Origin of the sequence: Bacillus sp. FSL R5-0593 (assembly GCF_038603755.1) — a bacterium.
Classification (GTDB): Bacteria; Bacillota; Bacilli; order Bacillales; family Bacillaceae; genus Bacillus; species Bacillus velezensis.
Genome location: NZ_CP152011.1, coordinates 172,501 through 199,423, shown reverse-complemented (window position 1 = coordinate 199,423; position 26,923 = coordinate 172,501). Strand labels below are relative to the sequence as shown.

At 47.2% G+C, this 26,923-nt stretch carries 23 protein-coding genes and 5 tRNA genes (1 of these 28 cut by a window edge); 13 read left to right on the top strand and 15 right to left on the bottom strand.

Annotated elements, in window-relative coordinates:
- Positions 1-135: 135 nt before the first annotated feature.
- The 10 genes from glmM to NYE36_RS01095 all read right to left on the bottom strand — a co-directional run bounded on the left by glmM (position 136) and on the right by NYE36_RS01095 (position 5,762).
- Positions 136-1,482, bottom strand: coding sequence for a phosphoglucosamine mutase (gene glmM, locus NYE36_RS01140; protein ID WP_342496871.1), 1,347 nt, complete (start codon positions 1,480-1,482; stop codon positions 136-138).
- Positions 1,483-1,499: 17 nt separating this feature from the next.
- Positions 1,500-2,939 (bottom strand): YbbR-like domain-containing protein, encoded by a 1,440-nt coding sequence (locus NYE36_RS01135; protein ID WP_094032872.1) that lies wholly within the window; start codon positions 2,937-2,939, stop codon positions 1,500-1,502.
- On the bottom strand, positions 2,932-3,753 hold the full coding sequence (gene cdaA / locus NYE36_RS01130) for a diadenylate cyclase CdaA (RefSeq protein ID WP_003156763.1): 822 nt from the start codon (positions 3,751-3,753) through the stop codon (positions 2,932-2,934). The genes NYE36_RS01135 and cdaA overlap by 8 nt, the downstream gene beginning before the upstream one ends.
- 165 nt (positions 3,754-3,918) lie before the next feature.
- The gene (gene rsiW / locus NYE36_RS01125; protein ID WP_011996220.1) at positions 3,919-4,545 is read right to left on the bottom strand and encodes an anti-sigma-W factor RsiW; all 627 of its coding nucleotides are present in this window, start codon (positions 4,543-4,545) and stop codon (positions 3,919-3,921) included.
- Positions 4,546-4,558: 13 nt separating this feature from the next.
- The gene (gene sigW, locus NYE36_RS01120) at positions 4,559-5,122 is read right to left on the bottom strand and encodes an RNA polymerase sigma factor SigW (RefSeq protein ID WP_003156766.1); all 564 of its coding nucleotides are present in this window, start codon (positions 5,120-5,122) and stop codon (positions 4,559-4,561) included.
- 231 nt (positions 5,123-5,353) lie between these two features.
- Positions 5,354-5,425 (bottom strand) — tRNA-Gln (locus NYE36_RS01115).
- Between the two features lie 4 nt (positions 5,426-5,429).
- Positions 5,430-5,514 (bottom strand) — tRNA-Tyr (locus NYE36_RS01110).
- Between the two features lie 19 nt (positions 5,515-5,533).
- A tRNA-Thr gene (locus NYE36_RS01105) sits at positions 5,534-5,606 on the bottom strand.
- A 5-nt stretch (positions 5,607-5,611) separates the two neighbouring features.
- Positions 5,612-5,687 (bottom strand) — tRNA-Val (locus tag NYE36_RS01100).
- 3 nt (positions 5,688-5,690) lie between these two features.
- Positions 5,691-5,762 (bottom strand) — tRNA-Glu (locus tag NYE36_RS01095).
- 180 nt (positions 5,763-5,942) lie between these two features.
- Between NYE36_RS01095 and NYE36_RS01090 the strand changes: the two genes are divergently transcribed.
- The 12 genes from NYE36_RS01090 (at position 5,943) to NYE36_RS01035 (ending at position 19,502) form a co-directional block, all read left to right on the top strand.
- The gene (locus NYE36_RS01090; protein WP_007408014.1) at positions 5,943-6,395 is read left to right on the top strand and encodes a DUF523 domain-containing protein; all 453 of its coding nucleotides are present in this window, start codon (positions 5,943-5,945) and stop codon (positions 6,393-6,395) included.
- An 18-nt stretch (positions 6,396-6,413) separates the two neighbouring features.
- On the top strand, positions 6,414-6,890 hold the full coding sequence (locus NYE36_RS01085; protein ID WP_094032871.1) for a GNAT family N-acetyltransferase: 477 nt from the start codon (positions 6,414-6,416) through the stop codon (positions 6,888-6,890).
- Positions 6,891-6,989: 99 nt separating this feature from the next.
- Positions 6,990-7,919, top strand: coding sequence for an N-acetylmuramic acid 6-phosphate etherase (gene murQ, locus NYE36_RS01080; RefSeq protein WP_094032870.1), 930 nt, complete (start codon positions 6,990-6,992; stop codon positions 7,917-7,919).
- A 128-nt stretch (positions 7,920-8,047) separates the two neighbouring features.
- On the top strand, positions 8,048-9,415 hold the full coding sequence (locus tag NYE36_RS01075; RefSeq protein ID WP_144665053.1) for a PTS transporter subunit EIIC: 1,368 nt from the start codon (positions 8,048-8,050) through the stop codon (positions 9,413-9,415).
- An 18-nt stretch (positions 9,416-9,433) separates the two neighbouring features.
- On the top strand, positions 9,434-10,717 hold the full coding sequence (gene pbp4b / locus NYE36_RS01070; RefSeq protein WP_251257358.1) for a penicillin binding protein PBP4B: 1,284 nt from the start codon (positions 9,434-9,436) through the stop codon (positions 10,715-10,717).
- 46 nt (positions 10,718-10,763) lie between these two features.
- Positions 10,764-12,677, top strand: coding sequence for a glycoside hydrolase family 3 protein (locus tag NYE36_RS01065; RefSeq protein ID WP_265451350.1), 1,914 nt, complete (start codon positions 10,764-10,766; stop codon positions 12,675-12,677).
- Positions 12,678-12,692: 15 nt separating this feature from the next.
- The gene (locus tag NYE36_RS01060) at positions 12,693-13,937 is read left to right on the top strand and encodes a DUF1343 domain-containing protein (RefSeq protein WP_265451351.1); all 1,245 of its coding nucleotides are present in this window, start codon (positions 12,693-12,695) and stop codon (positions 13,935-13,937) included.
- Between the two features lie 137 nt (positions 13,938-14,074).
- Complete coding sequence (locus NYE36_RS01055) at positions 14,075-15,670, top strand: helix-turn-helix domain-containing protein (protein WP_265451352.1); 1,596 nt, start codon at positions 14,075-14,077, stop codon at positions 15,668-15,670.
- An 87-nt stretch (positions 15,671-15,757) separates the two neighbouring features.
- On the top strand, positions 15,758-16,714 hold the full coding sequence (locus tag NYE36_RS01050) for an ABC transporter substrate-binding protein (protein WP_003156778.1): 957 nt from the start codon (positions 15,758-15,760) through the stop codon (positions 16,712-16,714).
- Positions 16,715-16,733: 19 nt separating this feature from the next.
- A complete protein-coding gene (locus NYE36_RS01045) occupies positions 16,734-17,741 on the top strand; it encodes an iron ABC transporter permease (protein WP_007408022.1) in 1,008 nt (335 codons plus the stop codon).
- Between the two features lies 1 nt (position 17,742).
- Positions 17,743-18,753 carry an iron ABC transporter permease FeuC gene (gene feuC, locus NYE36_RS01040; protein ID WP_251257368.1) on the top strand — a complete coding sequence of 337 codons (1,011 nt, stop codon included), beginning with the start codon at positions 17,743-17,745 and terminating at the stop codon, positions 18,751-18,753.
- Entirely contained in the window at positions 18,750-19,502 is a 753-nt protein-coding gene (locus NYE36_RS01035; protein ID WP_144464800.1) for an alpha/beta hydrolase-fold protein, read from the top strand. Before feuC ends, NYE36_RS01035 begins: the two co-directional genes overlap by 4 nt.
- Here the strand turns inward: NYE36_RS01035 and NYE36_RS01030 are convergent.
- From NYE36_RS01030 to NYE36_RS01010, 5 genes are all read right to left on the bottom strand, one after another.
- Positions 19,491-20,432 (bottom strand): bile acid:sodium symporter family protein, encoded by a 942-nt coding sequence (locus NYE36_RS01030; protein WP_114354912.1) that lies wholly within the window; start codon positions 20,430-20,432, stop codon positions 19,491-19,493. The genes NYE36_RS01035 and NYE36_RS01030 overlap by 12 nt on opposite strands.
- A gap of 150 nt (positions 20,433-20,582) precedes the next feature.
- Positions 20,583-22,016: a SulP family inorganic anion transporter gene (locus tag NYE36_RS01025; protein ID WP_199022303.1), complete on the bottom strand. Its 1,434-nt coding sequence runs from the start codon at positions 22,014-22,016 to the stop codon at positions 20,583-20,585.
- A 231-nt stretch (positions 22,017-22,247) separates the two neighbouring features.
- Complete coding sequence (locus NYE36_RS01020) at positions 22,248-23,294, bottom strand: alcohol dehydrogenase catalytic domain-containing protein (protein ID WP_251257361.1); 1,047 nt, start codon at positions 23,292-23,294, stop codon at positions 22,248-22,250.
- The gene (locus tag NYE36_RS01015; RefSeq protein ID WP_160222803.1) at positions 23,269-24,219 is read right to left on the bottom strand and encodes an inositol monophosphatase family protein; all 951 of its coding nucleotides are present in this window, start codon (positions 24,217-24,219) and stop codon (positions 23,269-23,271) included. The genes NYE36_RS01020 and NYE36_RS01015 overlap by 26 nt, the downstream gene beginning before the upstream one ends.
- The gene (locus NYE36_RS01010) at positions 24,216-25,484 is read right to left on the bottom strand and encodes an aspartate aminotransferase family protein (protein WP_007408029.1); all 1,269 of its coding nucleotides are present in this window, start codon (positions 25,482-25,484) and stop codon (positions 24,216-24,218) included. Before NYE36_RS01010 ends, NYE36_RS01015 begins: the two co-directional genes overlap by 4 nt.
- Before the next feature lie 228 nt (positions 25,485-25,712).
- Between NYE36_RS01010 and NYE36_RS01005 the strand changes: the two genes are divergently transcribed.
- Positions 25,713-26,923 carry the 5' portion of an MFS transporter gene (locus NYE36_RS01005; RefSeq protein ID WP_176428400.1) on the top strand. 1 nt of this gene lie beyond the right edge of the window, so only the first 1,211 of its 1,212 coding nucleotides appear in the window; it begins with the start codon at positions 25,713-25,715; the stop codon is cut by the window's right edge — 2 of its three bases fall inside, at positions 26,922-26,923.

The following is a 26,923-nucleotide window of genomic DNA, read 5'->3' as shown; positions in this document are numbered from 1 at the left end:
AACAAAGGCTGAACAAGCTTGATTTTACAGCATGTGCCAAGGACGGTCAATTATTTTTTGCCGCCCCGGCATCATGTTTACTATCATATTATGCTGATTGCACTTGTCTTGTTCGCTCTCTGCTTATAAACTTCGCTACTCCGCTCCCATTTCTGTCCGCACGACAACCACGATTTTTGTGACATATTCGTCACAAAGCTCTTTTGTTCTCGCTTCAGCCATCACGCGGACGAGCGGTTCGGTGCCTGACGGGCGCACTAAAATCCGGCCGTCTCCGTTCATTTCTTTTTCCACTTCAGAAATAACGGCCTTCACCTTAGCGTTTTCTTCTACCTTATATTTATCCGTCACTTTCACGTTCACTAAGAGCTGCGGGAATTTTTTCATTTCATCCGCAAGTTCTGAAAGGGTTTTGCCGGACGCCTTCAGCGTATTCACAAGCATGATCGCGGACAAAAGACCGTCGCCGGTAGTGTTGTAATCAAGGAAAATAAGGTGCCCTGACTGCTCGCCGCCGACATTATAGCCGTCTTTTTTCATCGCTTCTACGACATAGCGGTCGCCGACTGCCGTTTGAACGCTTTTGATTTCTTCTTTTTCAAGCGCTTTGTAGAAACCGAGGTTGCTCATCACAGTCGATACGACGGTATCATCCTTCAGACGGCCCTCTGATTTCAAATACTTCGCGCATATGTACATAATCTGATCACCGTCGACGATGTTTCCTTTTTCATCAACGGCAATGAGGCGGTCGCCGTCTCCGTCAAACGCAAGGCCGATATCGGCGTTTTTTTCTTTGACGAAAGCACTCAGCGCTTCCGGGTGTGTAGACCCGACGCCATCATTAATATTTAATCCGTTCGGAGACGTCCCCATTGTAGATACGTCAGCATCGAGATCGGCAAAAAGGTGCGTCGCAATGGATGATGTCGCACCATGGGCGCAGTCAAGCGCTACATGAATGCCTGTGAAATCTTCGTCCGCCGTCTGCTTTAAAAATTGCAGATACTTTTGAACGCCTTCAAAATAATCGTTTACAAGCCCGAGGTCCGCGCCTGTCGGTCTCGGCAGCTTATCTTCCGGTTCATCCATGAGACGTTCAATCTCGGCTTCCTGCTCATCAGAAAGCTTAAAGCCGTCCCCTCCGAAAAATTTAATTCCGTTATCCTGTACGGGGTTGTGAGAAGCGGAGATCATGACGCCCGCCTCAGCATCCATGGCTTTCGTTAAATAGGATACCCCCGGCGTAGAAATAACGCCGAGGCGCATCACTTCAGCTCCGATCGATAAAAGTCCGGCGACAAGGGCTCCCTCCAGCATATGTCCGGAGATACGTGTATCACGGCCGATCAGCACTTTCGGGCGCTGCTTATCTTTGGTCAGGACATAACCGCCAAAACGCCCAACTTTAAAGGCCAGCTCTGGCGTAAGCTCGCTGTTGGCAACACCTCTTACACCATCTGTTCCAAAATACTTGCCCATTTTGTATCGCTCCTTTTTCATTCTGTTGAAGAAGAATCAGTGCTTGATCCGTCTTCATCCTGGTCTTGATTTTGATCCTGGTTTTGACTTTTATTCTGATCGCTGTCAGTGTCGTCTTCCCGGTTCTTGTTCTTGTCTTTGTCTGCGTCTCCGCTTGTGCTGTTCTTATTGCCGGAATCAGCGGAACCGCCGTTATTTTTATTTGAACTTGTGTTTTTCTTAGAAGTCAGCTTGATCTTAACCGTGTCTTTTGACAGGGACCATGTGACGTTTTGCGGGCCGTTTACTTCAAGCTTTACAGAGTGCTCTCCGTCATCCAAGTCCGAGACATTGGCATACAGTTCAATGTCCGACTTTTTCAGCGCCTTAATGTTGGCGGGAGAGCCTTTGGCCGTAATATTTATCGCCTGCGATTCAGGATCGAGAAACTCAATCTGCTGTGAGCCTCCCAGTCCGACCGTCTTGATTCCGACATTGTCAAAATCCTTTTTGTCTTCACTGTCCACTTTAACATGAAGCGTGATTTTTTCCGGTGATACCTTAGTGACACCCTTAGGAAGCGGGATATCGGCATTGATATCGGTATCTTTATCAATTTTGCCTAGATCAAGAGATACGCCGTCAATAAATTCAAGTGAATCCAGCACATCCTGCGGGCCGTAAACCGTCACCTCACTCGGATTCGAGTCAATGCTCGCAACGCTCACTCCGTCCGGAAGACTTCCCTTCCTTTCGATTTTGAAAGGAAGCTTTTTGCTCGGACTGGCTACGGGAACCGTCACTTTAATGACTGACGGTTCAACATCAACAGGAAGTGCGTTGCCGTCTTTGTCATAGACGGTCACCTTCACTTCCTTTTCAATGGTCTCATTTGCATTTTCAAGGTTCACGGATGCTTTGACAAGTGAAATGTTATCAATCACATTTTTCGAACCTGTAATCTGCACGTTTTTCGGGCTGATAATCGGCTGCTGAGGGGTATATCCCTTTTTCATTTTGCTTTTATTGTAGTATTCAACTTCCACGGGAAAACTCTCAGCCGTTTTTTCCTGGATCGTAACCGTCGTGACTGACGGGTTAATGGAGACCGTCAGTCCGTCCGATACGTTTTTCGCCTTCAATTCGACCTTATGAGTCCCGGTCTTCAGCTTATTCATATCGGCGTATATCTCAAAATTCTTCGTCTGTCTCGCCTTTTTCACCGCGCTTGTCGAGCCTTTAATCGTGACATTTACGGTCTGGGGCACGCCGGTGACGACATAGTTCGCTTCATCATAGTATGCTTTTACAGGAATATCAGTAAGCGTAGCCTCGTCAGTCGTTGATGTCGGAAAAAAGGATTCCCCCGGCTTTTTCGGAGTCGGCGCCTGGTTGTTGTTAACCGCAACGTAAAGCAGCAGCGCAAAGAGCAATGCAATGATCTTTACAGCCCAGCGGTTGTTTAAGAATTTATCCATTTTTCTTGCCCCTCCAGTACCAGCGGTTAGAAGAAGTATCTCTGGCGTTTTTCTTAAACTCGGCTTCAAGCATTTCTTTCAGTGCTTCTTCCGTCAATTCTCTGTGAAGGTCTCCGTTTTTGGCCACACTGATGGCGCCCGTCTCTTCAGATACAATAATGGTTAAGCTGTCCGTCACTTCACTGATGCCGACAGCCGCTCTGTGACGCGTCCCCAGCTCCTTTGAAATAAACGGGCTTTCAGAAAGCGGCAGATAACAGGCAGCCGCCGCAATCTCGTTATTTTTCATAATGACCGCTCCATCATGCAGCGGTGTATTCGGGATGAAGATATTAATCAAAAGCTCCGAGCTGACCTGCGCATTAAGCGGGATGCCCGTCTCAATATAATCGCCCATTCCCGTATCGCGCTCAATCGCGATGAGTGCGCCGATGCGGCGTTTCGCCATGTAGCTGATCGATTTTGTAATCGCTTCAATTGTCTTATGCTGCGCTTCCTCCACGGGGGTTCCGCTCCTGGAAAAGAACCGGCCCCGTCCGAGCTGTTCAAGCGCCCGTCTCAGCTCAGGCTGGAATATAATGATGATCGCTAAAAATCCCCATGTTATCGCTTGGTCCATCAGCCACTGAAGCGTGCTGAGTCCCAAATATGAACTGGCCATCCGGACCAATACGATGACGACGATTCCTTTTAAAAGCTGAACCGCCTTCGTCCCGCGTATGACCATGATTAATTTATATATCACATACCAAACAAGGAGAATATCAACGGCATTGCCGAGGTATTGCAAAAATGGGATGTCCTCAAAAGCCATTTCCTCGTCCTCCAAGAATTCAGTCATTTCGTTTTTCTGTTATGAATTGTGCTGCATGAGCAATATGTACATCATATAGCGTGCTCATTATACCACATTTTGATTTCTCAAGTGAAATGAGCCAGAGCGGCGATGCACAAAAAAAGAGTAAAGCGATTATACGCTTTACTCATCTTCACTCGGGTCCAAAGCGCTCACGACGCCCTGGCCCGCCGATTTCAGTTCGTACCAGACCCAGTCAAACAATTGGTTAATCTCTTCAATCTGCCCGGTGACTTGTCCGGCTGAGGCCATGTATTTTTCTCCGTTGACGACGGTCACATTGCCGTCGACTTTTCCTTCAATGAACAGCTTGCCGTTTTTTACTGTGACATCGCCCTTTACGGTCTCGCCTTCAGGGACGGTGACCGTGTGATTCTGCACGACAAGGTTCGGCTGTTTGGACACACTGAAATTGTGGTCATTATGCCAGCTGTTGAAAAAACCGCCGCCCATTAAAATCACAAAAACCGCTGCGGCTGCAATCATCGGATGAGTTTTGATCCATCGTTTTACAGAAGCGCGTTTTTTCTCTTTTGGAAGATTCGCCATAACTTTGGCAGTAAAATCAGCAGGGGCCGTGACATGCGATGTGCTTCGGACGAGTGCTACGGATTTCTCCATTTCATGAAAATGCCGTTTGCAATTCCCGCATGACTGCAAATGTTGTTTTAATACGTTTTCATCTTCAGGAAGGATATCTCCATCAAGATGCTTATGCATAAGCTGCACGATCTGTTCAGGACAGCTCATTTCATCACCCCACTTAAAGATCCCTCAATTGTTTTCTAAGAGCCTCTCTGCCTCTGTGTATCCTTGTCTTGACGGTGCCGACAGGGATATTCAGAATCTCCCCGATTTCAATTAAAGAGAGTTCGTCAATATACTTTAATACAATAACCGTTCTGTACTTGTCAGGCAGCTTTAAAATCTTTTTCTGAATTGTGTCCGACAGCTCCAATGACAATACGGCGTCTTCAGGGAGAACCCCGTCCGCGGCGATCTGCGAATACATCGTCAGCCCTTCTGCTCCCGCTACTTCTGCGTCCAGATAGTAATCAGGCTTTTTCTTGCGGATGCGGTCAATGGTCAGGTTGGTCGCAATTCTGTAAAGCCACGTTGAAAACTTTCTGTTGATATCGAAACTGTCGATATTGACATACGCTCTGATAAAAGCTTCCTGCGCAATATCTTCCGCTTCGTGAACATTGCCGAGCATGCGGTAGCAAAGCTGGTAAATCTTATCTTTATAAAGGTCAACGATTTCTGCAAACGCATTTTGATCGCCTTTTTTGACTTGCTTGATTCTTTTTTTAATCAGGTTTTCCATGTTTTATCTTACCTCTGCCCTTCACCGGTCTGTATCTATACGTTGATTGTTTTAAAAGGTTTCATTTTTTTTATTACATTTATTTTACCAAATTTCAGGCAGGGTGTAGATGGAAAATACAGAATATACTGCCTTAACAGCAGCTTAAAAATAGTATATCTGATGAACAATCAGAAATCGAAACAAAATGCTGATAAAAAAAAGACACCTTTATGCAAAAGGTGTCTGAGACTGGGCTAGCTGGATTCGAACCAACGCATGACGGAGTCAAAGTCCGTTGCCTTACCGCTTGGCTATAGCCCAAAAATGGTGGAGGGGGGCAGATTCGAACTGCCGAACCCTGAGGGAGCGGATTTACAGTCCGCCGCGTTTAGCCACTTCGCTACCCCTCCGTATTTTTTTGAAAAACAGTGCCGGCCAGAGGACTTGAACCCCCAACCTACTGATTACAAGTCAGTTGCTCTACCAATTGAGCTAGGCCGGCAAATATGGTGGAGGATGACGGGCTCGAACCGCCGACCCTCTGCTTGTAAGGCAGATGCTCTCCCAGCTGAGCTAATCCTCCATATGACCCGTACGGGATTCGAACCCGTGTTACCGCCGTGAAAGGGCGGTGTCTTAACCGCTTGACCAACGGGCCGTTGTGTCCGCGTCGAGCTGACAAAAGTTATTATATACAGGTTGTACCCCATTTGTAAAGAGGAAAATTATTTTTTTTATTTTCAAACTTTTTTACCCGTTTTTTAACTGAAAAACTCATCCCTCCTCTCTTATTTCATTTATGATGAAAGTATCAAAATATTGAAGGGAATGGACACAGATGATCTTAGTCAGCTCTTGTCTCGGCGGTATCGAATGCAGGTATAACGGCTCTCACGCCGCTTCGGAAAAAATCCGCAGACTCGTAGAAGAAAAGAAAGCTGTTATGGTCTGCCCCGAACTTTTGGGCGGCTTCACCACTCCCCGCGAACCGGCGGAAATCATCGGCGGCACGGGCGAAGACGTGCTGAACGGAACAGCAAGAATCGTAACGGCATCAGGCGAAGACGTTACGGCTTTATATATGGACGGCGCGGAAAAAACATTAGCATACGCAAAAGAAATAGGCGCCGCCACGGTCATCCTTAAAGAAAACAGTCCGTCCTGCGGCAGCAGCTTTATCTATGACGGCACTTTCTCAGGAAAAAAAATAATCGGAGACGGCATCACTTCCGCTCTTTTAAAACGGGCAGGCTGCCGTGTTCTATCAGAAGATGAATTGGATCAATTATAAAAAAGGAGAGTAGATATCATGGATGTAGCCCTGTCCTTTTATAAACCGGAGCATGCAGACGGGCTGAACGGGTTTGTGCTGAGTGAAGAAGATATAAAGTTCACAGCTCTCCCGAAGGATGTACTGCCGCAGGCTCTTGTCATCCGGGATCGCTACCCGACAGTCATTTTAAAAGAAGACCGCCCCGTCGGTTTTTTTATTTTACATACCTCAAAAGAAACCATTGCCCCGTATTCGAATAATGTGTCTGCCATTTTGCTGAGTGCGCTGTCCTTACATGCGCCGCATCAGGGAAAAGGTTATGCCAAACAAGCGATGCTGCAGCTCCCCGCTTTTGTCGCAAATTACTTTCCTTGGTGTGATGAAATCGTGCTTGCTGTAAACCATCGCAATCATCGTGCAAAGAACCTGTACCGGTCTTCCGGTTTTATTGATAAAGGTCGTCGCAGGATCGGCCCGATCGGTGAACAGCACATTCTGCATCATTTTTTGTGAAAGCGCTTGATTATTCATCTCATCCCTGCCGATTTTTCTTGAAACATCTATTCAGAAGCCCATATACTTCAAGTATTAACGACTTGGGAGGGTACAATCATGACAGACCGGCTTAACATTCACAGATTGACCACAGAAACCAGAAATCCGCAGACCGCTTCAATCCATCAAGCAGACACGATGGAAATTCTCCGCATCATTAACGAAGAGGATTTCAAAGTGGCTGAAGCCGTTCAGCAGGTGCTGCCCGATATTCAGATTGCCGTTCAATTCGCCCATCAGTCCTTACGGCGAAACGGCAGGCTGATTTATGCGGGAGCGGGCACAAGCGGCAGACTCGGTGTACTGGATGCGGTTGAATGCCCGCCTACATACAGCGTAAGTCCCGACATTGTCATCGGTCTGATGGCCGGAGGAGCAGACGCCTTTTTGCAAGCGGCTGAAGGTATAGAAGACAGCGAGGAAACCGGCGCTCTCGATCTCAAAACGATCGGGCTTACCGCAGAAGACACCGTGATCGCTATCGCGGCAAGCGGGCGCACGCCGTATGCGGCCGGTGCGCTGAAATACGCAAAAACAATCGGCGCCAAAACTGTCGCGCTCACATGCAATAAACACTCATTGATCAGCACTTATGCCGATCACAGCATTGAAGTCGTCGTCGGCCCCGAAGTGATTACAGGGTCAACACGAATGAAAGCGGCGACGGCACATAAAATGATTCTGAACATGATTTCCACGGCCGTGATGATCAAAAGCGGCAAAGTGTACGAAAATTTAATGGTGGACGTTCATGTCAGCAACGAAAAATTGAAAGAACGCGCAATCGGCATTATCCAAAGCATCACGGGCGTTCCGTACGACAAGGCAAAAGAAACGCTTGAGGCCGCAGGCAGCCATGTCAAAACGGCAATCGTCATGCTGAAGATGAATTCAGACGAAACACACGCGAAGGCACTGCTCAAAGAAGCAGAAGGCTTCATTGACAAAGCCATTGAACAGCACGTTTCAAAAGAAAAAGAACGCTGATCGTTCTTTGGTGAAAAATAATGTGCTTTTACGAGCCCGCGCCGTTTTCATGATCGGCGCAGGCGCTTTTAGGACGCGTTTCAGGCACAGCTCCCCGGGAAAAATCGCACGGAAAAAGGAGGATCTCCATGAGCAAAGAGGCATTTTATCAGTCACTGGCCAAAGACATCCTGGACAATTGCGGCGGTTCATCGAATATTTCAGGCTTTACCCACTGTATGACACGCCTGAGGATTACACCTTTAGATCGGGACAAAACGGATATTGAAGCGCTGAAACGGCTTGACGGGGTAATAGGCGTCGTCGAAGCCGAAACACTGCAAATCATTCTCGGCACGGGTGTCGTCAATCATGTCGCCGACGCTTTCGCAAAACTTATGTCATCCGGAAAAAACATTGATTTAAAAGAAGCCGCCTCACGGAAAAAAGCCGATCTCAACAGAAAAAACACCACACCCATCACACTGTTTCTGAGAAAAATATCAAGCATCTTCATTCCCCTTATTCCCGCACTCATTGCATCAGGTTTAATCACCGGTATTACGAAAGCCGTCATTCAGGCCGGCTGGCTCCCGAAAGAATCCCAAATCGCACTTATTTTAACGGTTATCGGTTCAGGCTTATTCGCTTACCTCGGCGTCCTTGTCGGCATCAATGCGGCGAAGGAATTCGGCGGGACACCTGCGATGGGCGGCCTTGCGGGCATATTGATCCTTAACCCTGAGATCGCCAATATCAGTTTGTTCGGAGAGAATCTGCTCCCTGGCAGGGGAGGATTAATCGGCGTTCTTTTCGCTGCGGTTTTTATCGCTTATACCGAACGGTTTATCAGAAAGTACGTCCATCAATCCATCGACATTATCGTCACGCCTACATTGTCTTTACTTATCACCGGGCTGGTGACATATGTCGTTTTTATCCCTGCAGGCGGTTTTATTTCTGATCTGATTACATCAGGTTTATTGTCGCTGCTGAATGTCGGGGGAGTGCTCTCAGGGTTTGTACTGGGAGCCGCCTTCCTGCCGCTTGTCGTCACCGGCCTGCATCAGGGCTTGACTCCCGTACATTTGGAATTAATCCGATCAATCGGAGATGACCCGCTTCTTCCGATTCTCGCGATGGGAGGCGCGGGTCAAGTAGGGGCGGCCTTCGCCATCTTTATGAAAACAAAAAAAGCCTCATTGAAAAGAGCGATCGGCGGAGGACTTCCATCCGGTCTGCTCGGAATCGGAGAGCCGCTCATCTTCGGCGTCACGCTCCCGCTCGGCCGGCCGTTTTTGACGGCGTGTTTAGGGGCGGGAATCGGCGGCGCCTTTCAAGCCCATTTTCAGGTGGCTACTTTTTCAATCGGTGTCTCCGGCCTTCCGCTCTCGTTTCTCGTACAGCCGGCTCAAATCGTTTTGTATATCATCGGTCTCTTCATCTCTTACGTGGCGGGCTTTGTCTTCACTTATGCGTTCGGATTTAAGGATGACATGGCTGCTGAATTTGAATAAACCGGGAGGGATCAGAATATGAAAACACTGACAGCCGCCATACTCACAATGGTCATCAGCCTCTCTTTTCTGCCGCAGCACAAAGCCGAAGCCCAATCCAAATTATACGACGCAGCAAAGCTCAGAAAGGTTGATCAAATGATTGAAAAAGACATTGCAGCAGGATTCCCCGGAGCCGTCCTCGTCGTCGTAAAGGACGGACGGGTGATCAAAAAGAAAGCATACGGCTACAGCAAAAAATATGACGGGAACACCCTTTTATCCCGTCCGAAAAAAATGAAAACATCAACCATGTTTGATCTAGCTTCCAATACAAAAATGTACGCGGCGAATTTTGCATTACAGCGACTCGTCAGCCAGGGAAAGCTTGATGTGTATCAAAAAGTCTCGGCTTACCTTCCTGATTTCAAAGACAGAAAAAGCGATCCGATTCATGAAAAAGACCGCATTCGCGTCATCGATGTGCTCCAGCATCAATCCGGTCTGCCGGCAAGCTTTTATTTCTATCAGCCGGACACCGCAGGCCCTTTGTATTCACAAGAACGGGATAAAACGATCCGTTTTCTCACTCAAATCCCGCTTGCATACAAACCGGGAACAAAACACGTATACAGCGATATCGGTTACATGCTTCTCGGCTGCATCATTGAAAACATAACCGGAAAAACCCTTGATGCCTATGCGGAACAAGAACTGTACAAACCGCTGAAACTGACGCACACACTGTTCAATCCGCTGCAAAAAGGCTTTAAAGAAAAATCATTCGCAGCTACTGAACGTTTAGGCAACACACGTGACGGAGTCATCCATTTTCCTCACATCAGGACGTATACGCTGCAGGGGGAAGTTCACGATGAAAAAGCATTTTACTCAATGGGAGGGGTGTCCGGCCACGCCGGGCTGTTTTCCAGAGCTGATGACATGGCCGTCCTTCTTCAAGTCATGCTGAACGGCGGCAGTTATAAACACGTTTCTCTCTTCAATAAAAGAACGGCCGATTTGTTCACAACGGCGGCATCCTCTGATCCGACTTTCACTCTCGGCTGGCGGAAAAACGGCAGCCCGAATATGGAGTGGATGTTCGGCCCTTATGCAAGCAGGCAGGCATACGGCCATACGGGATGGACCGGCACAGTCACGATTATTGATCCCGCTTATAAGCTGGGGATCGCACTTTTGACCAATAAAAAGCATTCCCCCGTCGTCAGTCCCGGTGAAAACCCGAATGTTTTTGAAGGGGATCTTTTTCCGACCGGAAGCTACGGCAGCATCATAAAAACGATTTATGAAGCCATTGAATGACAACCCATGTCTTTTGTCCAAACTATGACGGCAGGAGGGCACCATCATGAAACTTGTTATCTCAGCTGTATTACTGTTGTTCATTGTTTTCGGCACGCATCATGTATCGACAAAACCGGACATTCCGTCACAGGCGGAACAAGCGGTATCCCGTATGACATTAGATGAAAAATTAGGGCAGATGCTCATGCCTGATTTTCGCAATTGGCAAAAAAAGGGGCAGTCATCACCTGAGGCTCTTACCCAAATGAATAAAGAAGTCGCAGGGCTTATTCAAAAGTACCGGTTCGGCGGCGTTATTTTATTTTCAGAAAATGTAAAAAACACTGAACAAACGGTACGCCTGACAGATGCCTTTCAAAAGGCGAGCCCTGACATTCCGCTATTATTAAGCATTGATCAGGAGGGCGGCATCGTAACTAGACTTGGTGAGGGCACTCATTTCCCAGGCAATATGGCGCTCGGAGCCGCTAGAAAAACAGCCTACGCGTCCCAGACCGGCGCCATTATCGGGAAAGAACTGAAAGCACTGGGCATTAATACGAACTTCGCTCCCGTTCTCGATATCAATAATAATCCCGGAAATCCTGTCATCGGCGTCAGGTCCTTCAGTTCAGACCGAGATCTGACAGCTTCACTCGGTCTTGCCTCAATGAAGGCTCAGCAAAAGCAGGATGTCGCTGCCGCCGTCAAACATTTCCCGGGACACGGCGACACGGATGTCGACAGCCACTACGGCCTTCCGCTTGTCACCCACAATCAAGAAAGGCTGCGTCAGATTGAACTTTATCCGTTCCGGAAGGCCATTCAGGCCGGAGCTGATATGATCATGACAGCCCATGTGCAATTTCCCGCGTTTGACGATACAACCTATAAAAGCAAGCTGGACGGTTCAGACATCCTCGTACCCGCCACGCTCTCGAAAAAAGTGATGACTCATCTTCTCCGTGAGGAAATGGGCTTTAACGGCGTCATCGTCACGGATGCATTAAATATGAAAGCCATTGCCGATCATTTCGGCCAGGAAGAGGCGGTCGTCATGGCCGTAAAAGCAGGCGTCGATATTGCCCTGATGCCGGCCCAAGTGACATCGTTGCAAACGGAAAACCGCTTTGCCCGGGTTCATTCCGCTTTAAAAAAGGCGGTACAAAAAGGGGATATTCCGCTGCAGCAAATTAACAAATCGGCGGAACGCATCATTTCCCTGAAAATAAAACGAGGGATATATCCCGCACCGAAAGAGACAAATCTGAAAAAGAAGATTGCAAAAGCAAAGAAAACCGTCGGCAGCAAAAATCACCTGAAAGCTGAAAAACAAACCGCGGAAAGGTCCGTCACCGTCTTACAAAACAAAAACCGCACCCTCCCATTCAAACCGAAAAAGAACAGCCGCGTTCTCATTGCCGCTCCATATGAAGATCAAACAGCGTCAATGGAACAAACCATTCGGCAGCTCATCAAAAAGAAAAAAATCCGGCCGGTAACCATCAGTAAAATGAACTTCGCCGAGCGTACATTTCATGATGAACACAAAAAGCAGATATCTGACGCTGATTACGTGATTACAGGCTCATATGTTGTGAAAAATGATCCTGTCGTAAACGACGGCGTGATTGACGATTCCGTCACAGATCCCGGCAAGTGGACGACTGCATTTCCGCGGGCCGTCATGAAAGCCGCACAATCGAACCAAAAACCCTTTGTGCTGATGAGCCTGCGTAATCCATATGATGCTGCGAACTTTGAAGAAGCTGAAGCCCTTATCGCAGTCTACGGCTTTAAAGGATATACAGACGGACAATTTCTCCAGCCAAACATTCCGGCAGGCGTTGAAGCGATATTCGGACAGACAACACCGCAAGGCAGGCTGCCCGCTGACATTCCTTCCGTCACGCATCCGGGAACGACACTGTATCCTTATGGTTTCGGTATCAATCTGAAGACCGGAAAACCGCTTTAAACAGGAGGGCTGATTATGAAAACACAAACGGCTGCGCTTCTTGCCGGATTAGTCGTCATCAGTGCTATGACGGCAGTCTCGGCGGCTTCTGACAGAAACCTTCATACCGCCAAGAAACCAAGCATCCAAACAGGCATCGACCGCCTGCTGAAAGATTATAAACAGGAACTGAAGGGAAAAAGGGTCGGGCTGATCACCAACCCGACCGGTGTGAACGCGTCATTGAAAAGCAGCGTTGACGTGCTGCATGAGGCGCCAGACATCCACTTGACGGCATTATTCGGACCGGAGCACGGTGTCCGCGGCGATGCTCAGGCCGGAGACAAAGTCACATCCTATATAGACGAAAAAACAGGGCTTCCCGTCTACAGCCTATACGGGGAAACGAGGAAACCGACGCCTGACATGCTGAAAGATACAGATGTACTGATTTTCGATATTCAGGATGTCGGAACGCGATACTACACCTACATTTATACAATGGCCTATGCCATGGAAGCGGCAAAAGAAAAAGGCATACCTTTTTATGTATTGGACCGGCCGAATCCGCAAGGCGGACGAAATCCGGACGGCCCGGTTCTTGAACCGGATTACGCTTCATTTGTCGGACTGTATCCGATCCCGCTGAAGCACGGCATGACGATCGGTGAGCTTGCTCTTTTATTCAATAAAGAGTTTCATATTGGCGCCGACCTCACCGTCGTAAAAATGAAGCGCTGGAAGCGGACGATGACGATTGAAGATACCGGTCTGCCGTTCGTCCTCCCTTCGCCTAATATCCCGACCCCGGACAGCATATTCGCATATTCGGCGACAGGACTAATCGAAGGCACAAACGTATCCGAAGGAAGGGGCACGACAAAGCCGTTTGAACTGATCGGCGCGCCTTATATGAAAAGCACCGAGCTCGAAGAACGCCTGAACAGTCTCAAGCTTCCGGGCGTCACCTTCAGAGCCGCATCATTTACCCCCAGCTTCTCCAAGCACCAGGGCAAGCTGTGCCACGGCGTTCAAGTCTACGTAACAAACAGAAACACATTTGAAGCGGCAAAAACAGGGCTTTCCATTCTGAAAACCATACATGACTTATATCCGAATGACTTTTCATTCTTGCCGACAGGCTCTTTTGACAAGTTGATCGGTAACGGCTGGGTACGCAAAAAAATAGAAAAAGGCACTTCCATTGAAGACATCACCGGCACATATCAACGCCGGCTGGACCAATTCAAAACTCTAAGAAAACAATACCTCATATACTGACAACATTCGTGTTACACGTGTAACATTTTGACGCATTTCACATTTCCGCTTTTTATAGGAAAACATTCATTTATTTGGTACAATTTAAATGATAACAGTTATCATTTAAATGAATGTTTCCTAAAAGGTGGTTTCTCATGAAAAACACATTATTCTTTCAGCCCATTGATATCATCTCCGTAAAAAAAACAGCCGACCTTCTGTCAGAGCATCAGCTCACTGATTCCCCCGTATTGATCTTTCATGTGAAAGGCGAGGGACAAATTGATATCGGAACAGACAGCTTTCCGCTGCAGAAGGAAACGCTCTACATCTGTCCTTGTGATGAGACATTCAATATTGCCCCTATACCGTCAGGCGGCATCCATTTGTATATCGTCAGACTCCGTGTTTTCTCCTATTCATCAGATGATGAAGCGATGCTTCCGGATAACGGGGAAGACATCTTCCACGGACTTCAGCAAATGAATTTACAAACGGTTGATCATTTGACAAGCCGGCTTCAGTCACTTTCTGAAAATGCGCGATCGGCGGATGGATTGCAGAAAATGAAATATACAGCCGACTTTCAGCAGCTGATGTACGACCTTTATGCCGCAAAAGTATGCCATCAAAATAATACGAAAGCGGCGATCGAACAGACAAAACAATTCATACATGCTCAGTCCGACACAAAAATCACGCTCACCCAGCTCGCTCATATGGCGGGAATCAGTCCCAAGCATTACAGTGAAACCTTTAAAAAACTATACGGGCAGAGCGTAACTGAATATATCACAGACATCCGCATAACCAATGCGAAAAAACTGATGGCCAAGGCAAACTGCAAACTGCGGGAAATCGCTCATCAAATCGGCTACCAAGATGAATTTTATTTCAGCCGCATCTTTAAAAAACATACCGGCAGCTCACCCACAAGCTATATGAAAAAAAGGCGCACAAAAATGGCCGCGTACGGAAAAGAAACGATGGGGCATCTGATTCCTCTGCATCACGTGCCTTATGCTGCGGCGCTGCACCCGAAATGGACGGCCTATTATTACAAACAATTCTCTTCCGATATTCCGGTTCACCTGAGTGCTTACCGCTATAATGCAAATTGGGAAGAGAACCTGCACACGCTTTCCCAAGCTGCCCCGGACATCATTTTCAGTCTTGATTCTGTCAGTGAAGAAGAAAAACAGCGCCTGAATGACATCACTGACGTTTTTTACCTTCCGGCTCAAAAGAATTGGAGAGACCAGTTTCTTCGCACAGCCGCATATTTGAATGAAGAGCAGGAAGCGCGGCACTGGCTTAAAGCTTATCAAAGTCTCGCCCATTCAGCGAAAGATGCTCTGAAACACGTGCGGCATCAGCGGTTCTTATTTGTCCGTGTATATAAAGAAAATATGTACATCGCCCATAACAACAGCATTGAGGATGTCTTCTTCGGTGATTTAGGCTTTGCCTCCGCAAAACCGGAATCTTTTGCTCCTGACGAAAAGATTTCCTTGGACATGCTGGCGGATTGCCAGGCTGACTGCATCATGCTTTTCACTTGTAAAGAACCGGAAACGCTTCGTTATTTTCAGCGGATTCAGCAGACCGGGATATGGCAGAACCTTAGAGCCGTCAGCAATAAACGCGTGTTTCCCATTTCATCTGACCCGTGGATTGAATATTCTCCAAGCGGACATCAGCGGATGATCGAGCAAAGCATTTCCATTTTTTCCGAAGATCGTCCATGGTAATGCCGGAAATTATCCATGGTCTTATCCCTGTTCATTCTCTATAATTCCAATTGATAATAGTTATCAATTGAACAGGAGGAACAATAGATGAAGAAATTGGCATTCGCTTTCATGATTTTGCTTTTGGCTTTCACGGCCGCGGCTTGCGGAAGCTCAGAAACATCTGATACAGCAAGTAAAGGAAAGGACGCTTCTTCAGATAAAAAGAAAATCGAATATCTCGGAAAAACATATGAAGTCAAAGCGCCGACTGACAAAATCGCCATTACAGGCAGCGTAGAATCAATGGAAGACGCCAAATTGCTTGACGTTCATCCGGCAGGGGCAATTTCTTTCTCCGGCAAATTCCCGGAACTGTTTAAAGATATTACAGATAAATCCGTATCTACGGGAGAAAAAATGCAGCCGAATATGGAAAAAATTCTTGAGCTGCAGCCGGACGTCATTCTGGCATCAACCAAATTCCCGGAAAAAACGTTGAAAAAATTGAGCGGCACCGCTGAAACGATCCCTGTCTCTCATATCTCATCAAACTGGAAAGAAAACATGATGCTGCTCGCCCAGCTTACAGATAAAGAGAAAAAAGCGAAAAAAATCATCGCAGATTACGAACAGGACCTGAAAAAGACAAAAACAAAGATCAACAGCAAAGCGAAACAGTCAAACGCGCTGGTCATCAGAATCAGACAAGGCAATATTTATATTTATCCTGAACAAGTATATTTCAACTCCACGCTTTACGGTGATTTAGGCCTGAAGGCGCCGGACGAAGTCAAAGCGGCGAAAGCGCAGGAACTGATTTCTCTTGAAAAATTAAGCGAAATGAACCCTGACCATATCTTCGTACAATTCTCTGATGACGAAAACGCAGATAAGCCGGACGCTTTGAAAGACTTAGAGAAAAATCCGATCTGGAAGAGCCTGAAGGCAGTCAAAAAAGACCATGTATACGTCAATACGATTGATCCGTTAGCCCAAGGCGGAACCGCATGGAGTAAAATCAGCTTCTTACAGGTTGCGGCTGACAAATTGACTCAAGACTAATAAAGAGTAGGTTTTTCACATGTATGCAAAACGGCGGACACACATGATTATCATTGCTTCACCGATTGCCATTGTTCTGTCACTGCTGCTTTCCGTTTTATACGGCGCAAAGCAGCTTGACATCCATACCGTGTTCTCCGCATTGCTGCACTTTAATCCGGAGAATACCGACCATCAGATCATATGGCATTCAAGAATCCCGAGGGCTGCCGGCGCTATGTTTATCGGCGCCGCCCTTGCTGTTTCCGGAGCGCTCATGCAGGGAATCACACGGAACTATCTGGCCTCGCCTTCGATCATGGGTGTGTCGGACGGCTCCGCTTTTATCATCACCCTTTGCATGGTATTGCTCCCTCAATCGACATCCATTGAAATGATCATATATTCGTTTATCGGTTCCGCATTCGGCGCCGCTCTTGTTTTCGGGCTGGCCTCCATTCTTCCCGGCGGTTTTACCCCGGTGCAGCTTGCCATCATCGGAACGGTGACCAGTATGCTTCTCAGCAGTCTGTCGGCTGCGCTTTCGATTTATTTTCAAATTTCGCAGGATCTCAGTTTTTGGTACAGTGCGAGACTGCATCAAATGAACCCTGATTTTTTGAAACTGGCCGTCCCGTTTTTTGCGATCGGAATCATCACGGCCATGATTCTCAGCAAAAAGGTCACTGCCGTATCATTAGGAGACGACATTTCAAAAAGTCTGGGACAGCAGAAAAGAACCATCAAACTCATGGCGATGGCGGCCGTTGTCATATTGACCGGAAGCTCGGTGGCACTCGCCGGAAAAATTGCCTTTGTCGGTTTGGTCGTTCCGCACATCACACGTTTTCTCGTCGGATCGGATTACAGCAGGCTGATCCCATGCGCGTGCATCATCGGCGGCGTCTTCCTGACCCTTTGCGATCTTGCCAGCCGATTCATCAATTATCCGTTTGAGACGCCTATTGAAGTTGTCACTTCTATCATCGGTGTTCCTTTCTTTCTTTATTTGATTAAAAGAAAAGGAGGGGATCAGCGTGGTGCGTAAAATGGCCGGAATTTATATCATTCTGATTGCTCTCATATTGCTCGTAAGCTATTTCAGCATGACAAGCGGTTCTTTTTCCGCAAAGCCGGGTGAACTGCTCAGTACGCTTTTCCGCATCCATCCGAATCCGCAATATGACATTTTGCTGTTTCAGCTGAGGCTGCCGCGCATTGTCATGGCTGCTGCCATCGGGCTCGGATTGGGGATAGCCGGAGCCGTTATTCAGGCCATTACCAAAAACGGTCTTGCCGATCCCGGTATTTTGGGCATTAATGCAGGAGCCGGAGCCGGAATCGTCACGTTTATGCTTCTGTTTCAGGGACAATCTGAAGCGACGGCACTTGCCTCTGCGATGGGTATGCCTGTCTTTGGCCTCATCGGAGGATTGATGGCGGCCGTGCTGATCTATATTTTCGCCTGGCACCGGGGGCATCTGGAATCGGGCAGAATTATTCTCGTCGGGATCGCCATGAATTCCGGATTCAGCGCGCTGTCTTTATTTCTTTCATTAAAAATGGACCCGCAGGATTATGAGATGGCGATGGTTTGGAAAAACGGCAGCATCTGGTCGGCAAACTGGATGACCATTACGGCAATCCTTCCGTGGCTGATCGTGTTCATTCCTCTGCTTATGGCGAAAACGTCATTGCTGGATACCATTCGTTTCGATGAGGACACGGTGAAAAGCCTCGGTGTTTCAACCAATAAAGAAAAAACGATTTTACTCATTGCCTGCATCGCTTTGATCAGCGCATGTGTAACCGCAGCGGGCAGCATGGCATTTGTCGGACTGATCGCGCCTCATATTTCCCGCAGGCTCGCCGGGATTGAGCACAGTTACTCATTACCGGTCAGCGGATTGGTCGGTATGCTCCTCGTCATATCCGCCGACTTTGCGGGCAAATTGTTCTTTCAGCCTTCAGAAGTGCCGGCGGGAATTATTCTTGCGATTCTCGGCGTTCCTTATTTCTTTTTTCTTCTGTTTAAGCAAAAGAAGGGGCTGGATGCATGAGAGGCACCCTTACAGAACACCGGATAAACGGAAAGGAATGCACTGTGTATCTTCCTCCCTCCTATTCGGTTCAAACAGGGGCTTTACCCTGTGTGTACGTACTGGACGGGGGTTCTTTGTTTTTAGAACAGATGGATAACCTTGAATCCCAATTTGCGAACGGTACACTTCCCGAATTGATTTTCATCGGCATCAAACCGGCTGACAGGCTCGATGAGTACACGCCGTGGCCCGCGCCTTCCCTGAGCCCTGCGTTTCATGATTTCGGCGGCAAAGGGAGGCTCTTTCTCGAGGAGCTGACAAATGTCATCATTCCAACTGTAGAAGATATGCATCACATTTCTGCACATCCGGAAACGAGAGGACTGATCGGCGCGTCATTAGGCGGACTGTTTTCGATATACGCGATGCTCCAAAAGCCTGAAATATTCGGCAGAATCGGTTGTATTTCCGGTTCCTTCTGGTATGAAAAATCAGCAGATTATGTCCGCTCCGCATCTTTGCGTCCGGCACGGCGGCGTATCTTTATGTCTGTCGGCAGCCGTGAAGCAGCACAAAAACGTAACATCCAAAACGCCATGATCCGACTAAATAAAGACGTGTACGAAAACCTGAGGCAAAAAGGCTTTTCTCAAGCTCAGCTCTTATTCACGATCGAAGAGGGCGCCGTGCACCATCAAGAAGCGTTCAAACGACAATTCAATGCAGCACTAAGCTGGCTGTACGGAAAAAACCGCTCACGTAGCTGAGCGGTTTTTTTCGTACTTCATCACGACCGGCTTAAGTTCAAAGCGTCTCAGCAAATAGCCGAACAAAGCGGCAAGGATTTGCTGAAAGAGCATCCCGATGACGACCGGAACCGCCACTTGAGACGGAAAAAAAGAAACGGCGAGAACGGCTCCGGCGCTGATATTGCGCATGCCCCCCGTATAAATCAGAGACACAATTTCATCCTGGCTCCGCTTCATCAGCCTTCCGATCAGCCATGCCACGGCATAACCCGTCATGGCAATAAAAAATACCATGCCTGCGATGCCCGCAAATTTGATATCCACGTGCGTGACATACGGCGCGATTTCAGAACTGTTAATGGCAATGACAATCATCAGACAGATTTTTGAAAAAGGAGCCAGCGAACGGCTTATTGCCTGAGTCCTTACCGGCGGGGAAAACTGGTTGACTATCATCCCTGCGATGGATGGAATTACCACCATCTCCGCCAGCCCTTTCATCATTCCCCACACATCCATCTGAACATTCGCCCCGGCCAGGACAGACAGGCTTAACGGTACGATAAAAGGAGAAAGCACGGTATCAACCAGGATAATAGACAGCGTCAATCCGACATTCCCCTTATACATCGCAGCCCAAATCAAACTCGTAATTCCGGTCGGAATCACCACACCCATAATCAGCCCCGTCACAGTTAAAGGGTCACCGCTGAAAATCAGATGGCCGCTTCCCCATGCAAAAACAGGCATGAAAATATGCAGAACAAACAATGCCATGATCATCGGGAGCGGCTTCTCGATACTGCGCTTCAGCGAATGAAAATTGGCACTCAGACTGCCCGTAAATGTAATAAATGCAAATATCCACGGCACAGCGCCGGCCATCCAGCTGATATGCTGAGATAACAGCACACCCGCCGCCACACTTGACGGAGTCAAAAGCGGCATGATTCTCCCCAACACTTGGTTCAACTTCTGAAGCCACATCATATGCAAGTCTCCTATATACGGTTTTCAAGTCTCATTCATTATAACAATGCACCCCGGCAAATTTAACCGAAAAAAAGCCCGGATATATTCATCCGGACTTCACAAATTCTATGCCATTTGTTTCATTAAATCTCGGCTTTTCTGATTTAATCCCTTTAATTCAGCCTCAATTCCGTATTCTTTACATTTGGCGACAATTTTCTCAAGAGCCGCTGCTCCCGAATCATCCCACACGTGGGCATCGGTCAAATCAATGACAATCCGCTTCACGTCTTCATCATAAACGATGGCATTCATGAGCTCAAACACGGAAGCAAAAAAGATCTGTCCCGTTACCTTATAAGTTCTGACATCTTTCTGTTCGGAATGTGACACAATCTTCAGCTTAGAAATTTTCGCCGTAAAAAAGATCGCGCTTAGCAGCACACCCGCGAAGACACCCTTTGATAAATCATTTGTCAGGACGACCGTCACGACGGTAATAACCATAACGATCGAATCAGTAAGGGGCGCTTTCCGCAAACCTTTAATCGATGACCAGTCGAACGTGCCGATAGACACCATAACCATCACGGCCACCAGCGCAGCCATCGGAATTTTCACGACGATACCGCTTAATACAGCAATTAAAAACATTAAAAACGCGCCGGCGGTAAAAGCCGATAACCGGCCGCGTCCGCCGGCTTTCGTATTAATGACAGACTGGCCGATCATGGCGCATCCGGCCATGCCTCCGAAAAATCCGTTCACAATATTGGCGATGCCTTGTCCGCGGCTTTCTTTGTTCTTATCACTATCCGTATCCGTCATTTCATCAATGATCTGGGCTGTCAGCAATGACTCGAGCAATCCGACGAAAGCAAGCGCCAGAGAATACGGGAAAATAATCCGCAATGTCTCAAACGTCCACGGAACATCCGGTATCAAGAAATGCGGAAGTGAACTTGTGATCCCGCCCATATCACCGACCGTGCGGACATCCGCATGGAAGACCACCGCAATGATCGTCATGACAATAATCGCCACCAGCGGAGACGGCACAGCCGTCGTAACCTTCGGCAATAGATATATGATAGCCAGTGATCCGGCAAGCATGGCGTACATGACCCATGAGGCTCCTTTGAACTGGGGCAGCTGCGCAGAAAAAATCAAGATCGCCAAAGCATTCACAAATCCGATCATGACCGAACGCGGAATAAATTTCATCAATTTCGCTATCTTACTGACACCAAGAATAAATTGAATAATACCTGTCAAAATGGTTGCCGCAAACAAATACTGCAGCCCGTAATCAGCCACCAATGTCACCATGACAACCGCCATTGAACCCGTAGCGGCTGATATCATTCCCGGTCTGCCGCCGAAGATAGAAATAATAATCGCGATACAAAATGATGCATAAAGGCCGACCATCGGATCGACACCTGCAATAATTGAAAATCCGATCGCCTCGGGGATCAGAGCGAGGGCAACCAGAATACCGGCCAGAATGTCTTTACGGACATTCCCGAACCATTGCTGCTGTAACGTATAATCTTTCAAATGATAACGACTCCTTTTCTCTATAAAAATCCGCACCCTATCAGTTGGAAACATTGATTTTCATCTGGGGAATATGAGGCAAACTTACGGGGAAAAAGAGGACACGCTCAGAGTATAATGTCGTTGAGGAAAGGAATTGTTAACAAAGAGTATCATATTAAACTTTAATGAAATGTGCAAGACCGTATAAATAAGAAAAGAAAACGACTCTCACTGGAGCCGTTTCCGCTTTTATAAAAGTTCCGGATCAGACACAAGAATCGTTTTTATTGCGCTGATATCCTTTCTTTCTTTTGTCACCGGGTCGATGCCCATGAGATGATCAATGGCTTCTTCATAATTCTTCAGTTCCGTCTTTTCCGTAATAAGATCATAGAGCTGCGGAAGGTCGGACGCGCATGCTAACGCGGCTTCCATGATCTGGCGGGCTTCACCTGTGCCTACAATCGTCACGCCGTTTGACAGCAGCTGGTACGGCCTGACCGTCATCTCATACGTATCATCAAAGCCCATCGGCACGATTCTGCCTCCCTTTTCAATAAAAGGATAAGCCCAATCAAGCTGATTGCCGATCGCGTCAAAAATCACATCAAATTTTCTTCCTTGATTAATCCGTTTCACTTCATCCACGGTTAATGCTTCAGGGTGGTAGACATAATCAGATATCCGGCTTGCCGCCTCGCTTCGAAAACTGCCTATTTCAGTCGCAACCGTCAATCGCGCCAGTTTTTTCACCATCATTTGCACAAGCAGTCCGATCGGTCCCGACCCCAAAACCAAGACCGAGTCCTCCGGTTGAATCGAAGCCTTGTCCACAACATTCAGCACACAGGAGAGAGGCTCAACCAATGTGGCCCGCTCCCATTCCATTGAATCCGGAATTTTGTACATGAACCTGTCTTCCCCCACGTAATATTCCGCAAACGTTCCGTGCGCCCCGATTCCGAGCTGCCAATCCTCGAAGGTTTCGCAATAACACGTCAGCCCTCTCCGGCAATAATGACATTTCCCGCAAAACTGCGTAGGATCTATCACGACGCGGTCTCCGACTTTTACATTTGTCACGTCCGGTCCGATTTCCACGACCGCTCCCACCGATTCATGCCCCATAATCATATGATGGGTTGCATTCATTTTTCCTTTCAGCACATTTAAGTCCGTTCCGCAGATACCGGTGCCGAAAATTTTCACTTTCACATCATTGGATTTCCGAATTTGAGGCTCGTCCACCTCTTGATATTCAAGCTTATCATTAGGAGTCCAGACCAACGCCTTCATATTTCTCTTCCTTTCTGCCCCAGCGGATTTGGTCTAACAATGTTTGATGAAGCTCCTTCGTTGATGCCGCAATACATGATTGCTGATTCTGATAACTTAAATCTGTCAGAAGCGTTTCGTCCAAAGACCGGCCGTACGCATCCGTAATGACCACTCCCGCCTTCTTCGCCAAAAAGACGCTTGCGGCAATATCATAAGGAAACAAATGCAGCACCTGTCCGTTCCCGACCTGCTTAAAATCTGAAAGCAGCTTCGGATCATCTTTCAGCAGACGATTGCCGATATCCACATAAGCATCCATCTGCCCCGTGATAATTCGTGAAATCGAATAAGAAGCGCTGTTGAAAACAAAAACCCCGCCATTATTGGCCGACTGGTCAATCAGATGGCCGTATGCGTCCGTCATCAGCTGCGCCGGATGCCCGTTAAATTCAAGGCTCCAAAACATATTTTTAATATCCCGCACTTCGCTCAAATTCGGCAATTCTCCATGATACCCTTCAAAATGAATGGCATCGCTGTATACATCACCGTACATATAAGCGCCTGATTTCAATTCAAGTAAAAAAGCAAACTCGATATCCTTAATCTTTGCGTTTGGCTTATACGAAGCAAGCGCAATCGAAATACACGACATTTCAAGTCCTGCGGCGGCCGGGCGCGTTCCGTCTATCGGATCTACAATTAAAATATATTGCGGATCTTCTCCAATCAGCTTCAGGCCGCCATCCTCCGTGTAAAAAGCAACCGGATGGCCCTTTTCTTGAATATAATCCAGCACCGCCTCCTCAGCAGCGGCGTCTATGTTAAATTGGGCGTCGCCTCCCGGAGAATAGCCGTTTACGAGCCGGTTTTTCAGCGTGCCTTTTTGATTTTTCACCTTTTGATAAACAAATTGTCCAAGCTCAATGATATAGTCTCTCACTTGATTTCCTCCAATAGCTTGCGAAGTCTGTAGCAGAGCACTTCGGCTTCACTAAGTGTTATGGTTAAAGGCGGACGGATTTTAAATACATTTCCGAATCCGTAACGGGATGTCCGGAGAATCAGCCCGTAATCCATTGCCCGTTTAGCAATATAATTGGTCAGCTCCACATCCGGTTCATTGTTCTCTTTCACAATCTCCACACCGATCATAAGACCGACGCCTCTTACCTCAGAAATAAAAGCGAAATCCTCTTTCATCGTTTCTAAGCGATCCATAATATAATGACCGACCGTCGTTACATTTTCCAAAAATCCCGGACGCTGCATGATATCTATGGTTTTACAAGCGGCAGCGGCGGCCATCACATTTGAGCCGTATGTGAAGGAGTGCGTATACCCCGGAAGCCCGGTATACTTGTCCTCCGTCAGAGTGGCGGCGACTTGGAAGCCTGTGCCCCCGAGCCCCTTTGCTACCGTCATCATATTAGGTTTCACATCGAAGTGGTCCGCGGCAAACATTTTACCCGTCCGTCCGAACCCGGTCTGAATTTCATCAAAAATCAGAGCGATATCATGTTCATCACAAAGCTTTCTCAGCTGTTTAAAATACTCTTTAGGCGGAACGACGTTTCCACCGTTTCCGGATATCGGTTCAATAATCATGGCGGCAATTTTTCCATTGCTCGCATACTCAATAAAATCATTAATTCTTTCTACGCACAGCATACCGCATGAATCAGGTTTCTGATTATAAAAACAGCGGCTGCAATAGGGATCGGGGACTTGCAGGCCAAAAGAAATTTGCGGCGGGAAAGGTTCTTTTCTGAATGAGTTGCCGGACAAAGCGGAAGTCATATACGTTTGTCCGAGGTGGCTTCGAAATAAGGAAATGACATCGGTTTTTCCGGAGTAATACTGAGCCATTTTAATAGCTCCTTCATTTGCACCGGAACCGCTGCTGACTTTAGGGTGTACTTTTGTGAGATTATCGGGGGCGATTTCTACTAGTTTTTCTGCCAGTTTATTTACGGCGTCTGTTTGAAAAGATGATGTTACATGGATGAGCTTATCGGCTTGTTCTTTAACCGTATCAATGACCTCTTTGTTACCGTATCCTAAATTCAAGTTAAACGTGGCAGAGGCGCAATCAATGTACTCATTTCCCTCTTGATCGTACAGGTAAATCCCTTCTCCGCGCTCCATTACTACATCGTCAACACTGTAATACAAGCTGTCTGGATTCGTGATTTCCTTCGTTCCCACAAATACCACCCCTATGAAATTATTAGAATTTCGCTTTTTATCGTATAAATTATTGAAAATAATGTCAACGATGTTTCTTGTAAAAAATGTTAACAATTTGTTAACGTTACCATAATGGATGTACGAGAAAAAGTTATGTGATATAGTAACAATACTTGGATTTTTTGTAAAAACATCATGTCATACGAGTAGAGAGAAATATGATTTTACCAATAAGGAGATAAAATGATGAAAACTCGTCTGCTGTGGATAAGCTGTTTTTCTTATGGATCGATTGCTTTTACACTTGTTATTCTGGGAGCCGTACTGCCTGAGTTACTCACACATTATTCACAAAGCTACAGTAATGGCGGTGTATTGGTATTTTCTCAGTTCATGGGCTTTCTCATCGGAGTTATTGGCATGCCATACATGGTGAAAAAGCTTGGGCGCAAAAACGTCGTTATCTTTGGCCTGGCACTCATCAGCTGTGAAATGTTCATCACCTTCCTGCCGCCCTGGCCGCTGCTCTTTCTTCTCGTCAGCATCGCGGGGCTTGGCGCCGGATTGGTGGAATCCTGTGTAGGCACAATCATCCTCACCGCTATTAAAGAAAGACAGGCTGTGGCCATGAGCAAGATGGAAGTGGCCTACGGATTAGGTGCGCTGTTCATGCCTCTGCTCTCAGGCTTTCTTATCAACAACCACATGTGGACAATTGCCTTTTTAGTATTAGGGGTATCCAGTTTTGCACTCTTAATCGCATGGAGGCAGATGAGTTTCGGCAGTATTGATCAGCTTCTCATCCGCAAAGAGGTCTCTTCCGATGACACTAAAAAAGAAAGCACCGGTTATCGGTCACACGGATTGCTGTTTATTGCCTTGGCGGGTGCTTACTTCTTCTTTTACGGCGGCAGTGAAGTTTCCATTGTACATTTTATCCCCTCCATCTTCGCTGAGAAATGGGATATCCCCAACTCTTTGGCAACGATAACAGTTACAGTGTATTGGACGGGGATGATCATCGGTAGGTTATTAACAGGCCCGGTATCAGAAAAGCTGACATATCACCGTTATCTCCGTCTCATAAGTATTGGCGGTCTGGCTGCACTTACTGTATTAGCATTAAGCAGAAACGTATGGTTCGGTTTTGCCCTTTGCTTCTTTTTAGGGCTGTTCATGGCAGGCATGTTTGCAATAGCCCTAATCATCACAAATCATTTTTATCCCGGAAAGACAGAAACAACTACCAGTATTCTGCTCGCTTCAAACGGATTAGGAGGTTCACTCCTTCCGATCGCCGTCGGCTGGAGCTTAGATGAATATCCCGCACAAACTGCGTTCTGGCTGTTTACTGCTCTGATGCTCCTTATGCTGCTGATTGTGTTCAGTTTAAGAATGCTCGAGACAATAAAATCAAACAATCTTCAACATCACAACAGCAAAGCAAAATCAATGTA

Coding starts and splice junctions, on each gene's coding strand:
- glmM (WP_342496871.1), bottom strand. CDS start 1,482: ATGGGCAAGTATTTTGGAACAGATGGTGTAAGAGGTGTTGCCAACAGC.
- NYE36_RS01135 (WP_094032872.1), bottom strand. CDS start 2,939: ATGGATAAATTCTTAAACAACCGCTGGGCTGTAAAGATCATTGCATTG.
- cdaA (WP_003156763.1), bottom strand. CDS start 3,753: ATGGCTTTTGAGGACATCCCATTTTTGCAATACCTCGGCAATGCCGTT.
- rsiW (WP_011996220.1), bottom strand. CDS start 4,545: ATGAGCTGTCCTGAACAGATCGTGCAGCTTATGCATAAGCATCTTGAT.
- sigW (WP_003156766.1), bottom strand. CDS start 5,122: ATGGAAAACCTGATTAAAAAAAGAATCAAGCAAGTCAAAAAAGGCGAT.
- NYE36_RS01090 (WP_007408014.1), top strand. CDS start 5,943: ATGATCTTAGTCAGCTCTTGTCTCGGCGGTATCGAATGCAGGTATAAC.
- NYE36_RS01085 (WP_094032871.1), top strand. CDS start 6,414: ATGGATGTAGCCCTGTCCTTTTATAAACCGGAGCATGCAGACGGGCTG.
- murQ (WP_094032870.1), top strand. CDS start 6,990: ATGACAGACCGGCTTAACATTCACAGATTGACCACAGAAACCAGAAAT.
- NYE36_RS01075 (WP_144665053.1), top strand. CDS start 8,048: ATGAGCAAAGAGGCATTTTATCAGTCACTGGCCAAAGACATCCTGGAC.
- pbp4b (WP_251257358.1), top strand. CDS start 9,434: ATGAAAACACTGACAGCCGCCATACTCACAATGGTCATCAGCCTCTCT.
- NYE36_RS01065 (WP_265451350.1), top strand. CDS start 10,764: ATGAAACTTGTTATCTCAGCTGTATTACTGTTGTTCATTGTTTTCGGC.
- NYE36_RS01060 (WP_265451351.1), top strand. CDS start 12,693: ATGAAAACACAAACGGCTGCGCTTCTTGCCGGATTAGTCGTCATCAGT.
- NYE36_RS01055 (WP_265451352.1), top strand. CDS start 14,075: ATGAAAAACACATTATTCTTTCAGCCCATTGATATCATCTCCGTAAAA.
- NYE36_RS01050 (WP_003156778.1), top strand. CDS start 15,758: ATGAAGAAATTGGCATTCGCTTTCATGATTTTGCTTTTGGCTTTCACG.
- NYE36_RS01045 (WP_007408022.1), top strand. CDS start 16,734: ATGTATGCAAAACGGCGGACACACATGATTATCATTGCTTCACCGATT.
- feuC (WP_251257368.1), top strand. CDS start 17,743: ATGGCCGGAATTTATATCATTCTGATTGCTCTCATATTGCTCGTAAGC.
- NYE36_RS01035 (WP_144464800.1), top strand. CDS start 18,750: ATGAGAGGCACCCTTACAGAACACCGGATAAACGGAAAGGAATGCACT.
- NYE36_RS01030 (WP_114354912.1), bottom strand. CDS start 20,432: ATGCCGCTTTTGACTCCGTCAAGTGTGGCGGCGGGTGTGCTGTTATCT.
- NYE36_RS01020 (WP_251257361.1), bottom strand. CDS start 23,294: ATGAAGGCGTTGGTCTGGACTCCTAATGATAAGCTTGAATATCAAGAG.